The sequence below is a fragment of the Synechococcus sp. H55.11 genome (genome assembly GCF_047462475.1).
Classification (GTDB): domain Bacteria; phylum Cyanobacteriota; class Cyanobacteriia; order Thermostichales; family Thermostichaceae; genus Thermostichus.
Map to the genome: position 1 here is coordinate 1 of NZ_JANSJI010000152.1, position 5,631 is coordinate 5,631.

The following is a 5,631-nucleotide window of genomic DNA, read 5'->3' on the forward strand; positions in this document are numbered from 1 at the left end:
CCCCCCCCCCCCCCCCCCCCCCCCCCCCCCCCCCCCCCCCCCCCCCCCCCCCCGACTCCCCCCGGGAGAGGGGCTGGGGGTGGTCGCGTGAGCGGCGCGGAGCGCTTGGGCATCTCCAGGAGAGGGGCTGGGGGTGAGGGCCGCCGGCGGGCCCCCTCAAACTTGCTCGGATACTCAGCAAAGGAAATGGCAGGCCAAAGCAACACCTCAACAGAGCAGCTCAAGAGCAGCCTTTTTGCCCCCCTATTCCTAGGGATCCTCCTTCTCTGGCTTAGCGCCTGTGCTGCCCCCGCCCGCCCGCCCCACCTGATTGCCACCGTCACCTCGGATCCCAAAACCTTCAACACCTATCTGGCCACCGAGAGCTCCAGCCGCGACGCCATCGCCTACCTGGAGGCGGGCCTGGTCACCCTCGATGAAGATACCCTCCTGCCCAAGCCGGAGCTGGCGGAAGGCTGGGAAGTGTCTGAGGACGGCTTGCGCTATGTCTTCACCTTGCGGGAGGGGCTGCGCTGGTCGGACGGGGAGCCCCTGACAGCGGCAGATGTGGACTTTACCTTCAACCGCATCATCTTTGACGAGCGGATCCCGACCTCGGCGCGGGATGTGTTGCGCATCGGCGAGGCGGGGGCGCTGCCCCAGGTGCGGGCCTTGGACGAGCGGCGGGTTGAGTTTGTCCTGCCGGAGCCCTTTGCCCCTTTCCTGTTGCAGGCCGGATCCCCTCTCTTGCCCAAGCACATTCTGCAGCCCACTGTGGAGCAGGTGGACGGCCAGGGCAACCCCCTCTTTCTCCAGACCTGGGGAGTTGACACGCCGGTGCAGGAATTGGTGGGGGCCGGCCCCTACATCTTGCAGGAATATACCCCCGGACAGCGGCTGGTGTACCGTCCCAACCCCTACTACTGGAAAGGGGAAGGGATCCCGCGCATCGAGCGGGTCATCCTGCGCATCGTGGACTCGGAAGATACGGCCCTGTTGCAGTTTCGCTCCGGCGAGACCGACGTGTTTTCGGTGCGAGGCAGAGATTTTCAGCTCCTGAAGCGGGAGGAAGAACGGGATCAGTTCAGGATTTACAATCTCGGCCCCACCCTCAACAACAATTTCTTTGCCTTCAACCTCAGCCGGGCCCGCAACCCCCAAACCGGACGGCCCTTTGTGGATCCCGTCAAAAGCCGCTGGTTCAACGATTTGAACTTCCGCCGGGCGGTGGCCCACGCCCTGAACCGGCAATTTTACGTCGAGAGCGTCCTGCAGGGGCTGGGCGAGATCCAGCACTCGGTCTTCTCCCCCGCCAGCCCCTTTTACCTCAGCCCGGCAGAGGGCCTGCCCACCTACGACTACGATCCCGAAAAGGCGCGGCAACTGCTCTTGGCTGCCAGCTATACCTACGACGCCGAAGGCCACCTACGGGATCCCGACGGCAACCGCGTCCGCTTCAGTCTCATCACCAACGCCGGCAACAACCAGCGGGAGGCCACCGGCGCCCTGATCAAGGCCGACCTGGCGCGGATCGGCATCACCGTTGACTTCACCCCCATCGCCTTCAACACGGTGGTGCAGCGCACCGACAGCCGCGACTGGGAAACCTTGTTGCTGGGCTTTGGCGGCGGCGGCACCGAGCCCAACAACGGCTCCAACATCTGGCGCAGCGATGGCCGCCTGCACCTGTTTAACCTGGGGGATCTGCCCGGCAATCCCGCCGAAGGAGTGGAAGTGAGCGATTGGGAGCGGGAGATCGACCGCATCTTTATTGCGGGGGTGCGGGAGCTGGACTTTGAAAAGCGCAAGGCCCTCTACGACCGCTTTCAAGTGATCATCCAGGAACAACTGCCCCAGATCGGCACCTTCAACCCCCTGGTGCTCTCGGCCCTGCGCAACCGCCTGCAAGGGGTGGATCCCCGCCCCATCCTCGGCCCTCTCTGGAACCTGGATCAGCTTTCCATCCAGGACATGCTGCAGGAGCGGTAGCCTACCTCACCGTCAGCTCCACCTCCCCCGTGCTCCTGAGGACGTTGATCCCCACCCCTCCTGCCTGGAGATACAGGCCGATGTCCAGGGATCCCCGCCCCACCTGGATGTTCTCAAGAGTTACATGGGGCAGCCACAGGGGCAGGGTGGGCTGGGTGAGGCGCACCTGTTGGGCCAGCCCGTCGATCTCTAGGCCTAGGCAGGCCTGCAGCAGCAGGAACACGCTGGCCGCCGCCCAGGACTGGGGCAGACAGGCCACCGGGTAGAGGGTGGGGCCTTCCCGCTGGCGCCGGCGAAAGCCACAGAACAGCTCCGGCAGCCGCCGCAGCTCCAGAAACTGGCTGGCATCGAACAAGGCCGTCAACACCTGGGCCGCCGCCGCCTTGTGGCCATAGCGGGAGAGTCCGGCTGCAATCAGGGCGTTGTCGTGGGGCCAGATGGAGCCGTTGTGGTAAGACATGGGGTTGTAGCGCCCTTCCCCTTCTGCCAGCGTGCGGATGCCCCAGCCGCTGAAAAAAGCCGGCTCCAAAAGTTGCCGCGCGATGCGCTCGGCATGCTGCGGGTGGGCGATCCCAGAAAACAGGCAGTGGCCCATGTTGGAGCTGCGCACGCGGCAGGGCTGCTTGCGCCCGTCCAAAGCCAGGACATAGCCGCCCAGCTCCTCGCACCAAAACTGCTCCCAAAACCGCTGCTGCAGTTTCTGGGCCTGCTGCCGCAGTTGCGCTGCTTGCTCGTGCCGCCCCAACAGCTCCGCCATCTCCGCCGCCAACAGCTTGGCCTCGTAGGCGTAGCCCTGCACCTCGCACAGGGCTATGGGTGGCTCGGCCAGGGATCCGTCGGCATAGAAGATGGCATCTTCCGAGTCTTTCCAGCCCTGGTTGCGCAGGCCCCGCCGCGCCTTGCCGGCATACTCCAAAAAGCCGTCGCCGTCGGGATCCCCGTAGGTGTCCATCCAGTGGAGAGCTGCCTCGATATTCGGCCACAACTGCCGCAACAGCTCGAGATCCCCACTGCGGCGCACATAGCGCCCTGCTAGCACCACAAACAAAGGAGTGGCGTCGATGCTGCCGAAGTAATTGCCAAAGGGGATCTCGCGCGTCTTGGCCATCTCGCTGTAGCGCTGCTCGTGCAGGATCTTGCCGGGCTCGGCATCGCGGCTGGGATCTACCTCCTGAGCCTGGTGGGCTGCCAGGTACAGCAACACCCCCCGGGCCAAGTCGGGGAACCACCAGAGGGTGGCCAAGGCGGTGATTAGCGCGTCGCGGCCAAAGACCGTGGCAAACCAAGGCACCCCGGCGTGGGGATAGAGCCCATAGGGGGTGCGGGCCAGCATCATCACCAGGTCGTCCCGCGAGGCGTTGAGCCACTCGTTAAACTGGGCGTTGCCAGTATCGATGCGGTGGGCCAGAGCTCTTAGCGCCGCCCGCTGCTCCCGCTCTGCCTGCAGCGCCTCCTGGTAGGTCAAAGGCGGGATCTCCTCGCCGCCATAGCTGCAGACGACCCTCACCTCCAAGTCCCGCTCCTCCTGCGGCGCCAGCGGCACCCACCACTGCGCCAGCTTTTCCGAAACCACGTCCGGCGCAGGAGAAAACAAGATCCGGGTTTGCCGCTCCACCCCGTCCAGGCCGTGGTAGCGCAAGGTTACCCCTTCTGAGCTCACCTGGGCTGGCAGCAGTTGTCCCCGCTTTGTCCGCCGGATGCCGCGAATCTCAAACATATCGGCAAAATCGGCCTCAAAGCGCAGGGTAAGCGGCACCCGAAACGGCTCCGAGCCGTAGTTGTGGATGCGAATCCGCTCGTAGGCCACGTTGTTCCACAAAAAAGTAGTCCGCAGAACATGCAGAGTATCTTGACCGATAAACTGCCCCTTCGAGGTGGTGAACTCGGGGTTGGTCAGATCCACCGCCAGAATATCCTTGTCTTCCCGCACCTCTGAGCTGAGCAGCAAAAACTGCTTCCCCTGCAAATCCAAGACCAGCCGTGACAAGAAGCGGGTATCGTCGCGAAACAGGCCGTGATCCCGGATGCCTAGGGGGCGCATGTTGCCCAAGCGGTCAAAAATAGCAAAGCAGTTGTCCTGCTTGAGGACATGGGGACGCGCCTCCACCATGGAAGCGCTGGCGCGGATGTAGTACTGATCCTGAATCTGGATGATGTCTTCGGCCATCTGCGTCTTCCCACCCAACCAAAGGAGCAAAACAGTAGCCCCCCAGATAGCCCCAGCTTTACCTAGGCAGGGTTGACAGGCCGGGGGTGGCTTTCTTCGAGCGCTCCTGCCGTTCGTTCACCAATTGGTTGTAAAGAGCCTCGTACTCCGACACCATCCTCTCAACGCTAAACCGCTCCTCAAACACCTGCCGCACCCCAGCTCGGTCAAGGGATCCCACCTTTTCTACTGCCTCCACTGCCTCCTCCACCGAGTCCACAATAAAGCCGGAGCGGCGGTCGGCCATCACTTCTGGCACCGAGCCAAAGCGAGTGGCAATCACCGGCGTGCCACAGGCCATCGCTTCGATCATCACCAGCCCAAAGGGTTCCGGCCAGCGGATGGGAAACAGCACCGCATAGGCCTTGCCCAAGAACTCGCTCTTCTCCTGTTCGGTGATTTCCCCCACGATCTCCACATTGGGGTGGCGGCTGGCCAAAGGCTTAATCTCTAACTCGTAGTACTGGCGATCCACGGCGTCAATCTTGATAGCAGCTTTCAGCGGCATCCCCGCCCGCGCGGCAATTTCGATGGCCGTGTCCAGCCCTTTCTCCGGCGAGACCCGGCCCAGAAAAGCCAGGTAATCTCCCTTTTCTGGATAGAAACGGTGCAGATTCAGGGGCAAACCATGATAGACCGTCCCCACCCAGCGCGCCTGGGGCAGGGGCCGCCGCTGGGCATTGGAGATGGAGACCACCGGGATGTCCTGAAACTCGGTGTAGAGAGGCTGCAGCTCGGGAATATCCAATCGCCCGTGCAGGGTGGCCAAAAAAGAAACTTGGGGATGGCGGCGGGCCAGGGCGTAGGGGTAGTAGTCAATGTGGCCGTGGATGATGTCAAACTCATCGGCCATCTGAAAGGCTTTCTCCACCATCAGGATGTGGGGCGCCACCGTGTCGATGGCCGTGGGATCCAAGCGCAAAGCCCGCTCCCGAAAAGGGATCAGGCGAGCTTGGGTTTGGGAGTCGCCGCTGGCAAATAGGGTCACCTCGTGCCCGCGCCGCACCAGCTCTTCGGTTAGCCAGGACACCACTCGCTCGGTGCCGCCGTAGAGCTTGGGGGGCACGCTCTCATGCAAAGGGGCAATCTGAGCAATGCGCATAGCCATCCTCCGCACTCAATCTTGACGTTAACCGTTTAGGGCTGCCTGCCGGGCTGAGGTCAACGGTATTTCCAGGCGCTGACCGTAGGAGCACCGGTTGCCCAGAGCAAACTTCAGAGCCAAATCAAGGGCAGGCTCCAGCTTCTATCCTATCCAGACAAGCCTGTTGGATGGGTTCCCCAGAAAGGGCTATTGCCGGGAACCGCACTGCCGGTGCGAATGAGCCACGTTCGGTTGCTGCTGCCATGGGGGCAGGCATAATGGGAAGACGCCATCTTGCCTGCGGTGGTTCTCCGTTGTGAGGGTTTGCCCACATCCATTCATGCTGGAGCACGACATTGTCATCGTTGGCGGG

At 63.0% G+C, this 5,631-nt stretch carries 3 protein-coding genes; 1 reads left to right on the forward strand and 2 read right to left on the reverse strand.

All coding sequences use genetic code 11. From position 1 onward, the window contains the following. Nucleotides 1-186: 186 nt before the first annotated feature. Nucleotides 187-1,968, forward strand: coding sequence for an ABC transporter substrate-binding protein (locus tag NW853_RS06695; protein ID WP_414348489.1), 1,782 nt, complete (start codon nt 187-189; stop codon nt 1,966-1,968). A 1-nt stretch (nt 1,969) separates the two neighbouring features. On the opposite strand, the gene NW853_RS06700 is transcribed toward NW853_RS06695, so the two are convergent. Further along, nucleotides 1,970-4,135 (reverse strand): glycogen debranching N-terminal domain-containing protein, encoded by a 2,166-nt coding sequence (locus tag NW853_RS06700; protein ID WP_414348492.1) that lies wholly within the window; start codon nt 4,133-4,135, stop codon nt 1,970-1,972. Between the two features lie 58 nt (nt 4,136-4,193). Continuing rightward, nucleotides 4,194-5,276 carry a glycosyltransferase family 4 protein gene (locus NW853_RS06705; protein ID WP_414334659.1) on the reverse strand — a complete coding sequence of 361 codons (1,083 nt, stop codon included), beginning with the start codon at nt 5,274-5,276 and terminating at the stop codon, nt 4,194-4,196. Between the last annotated feature and the right edge of the window lie 355 nt (nt 5,277-5,631).

Coding starts and splice junctions, on each gene's coding strand:
- NW853_RS06705 (WP_414334659.1), bottom strand. CDS start 5,276: ATGCGCATTGCTCAGATTGCCCCTTTGCATGAGAGCGTGCCCCCCAAG.
- NW853_RS06695 (WP_414348489.1), top strand. CDS start 187: ATGGCAGGCCAAAGCAACACCTCAACAGAGCAGCTCAAGAGCAGCCTT.
- NW853_RS06700 (WP_414348492.1), bottom strand. CDS start 4,135: ATGGCCGAAGACATCATCCAGATTCAGGATCAGTACTACATCCGCGCC.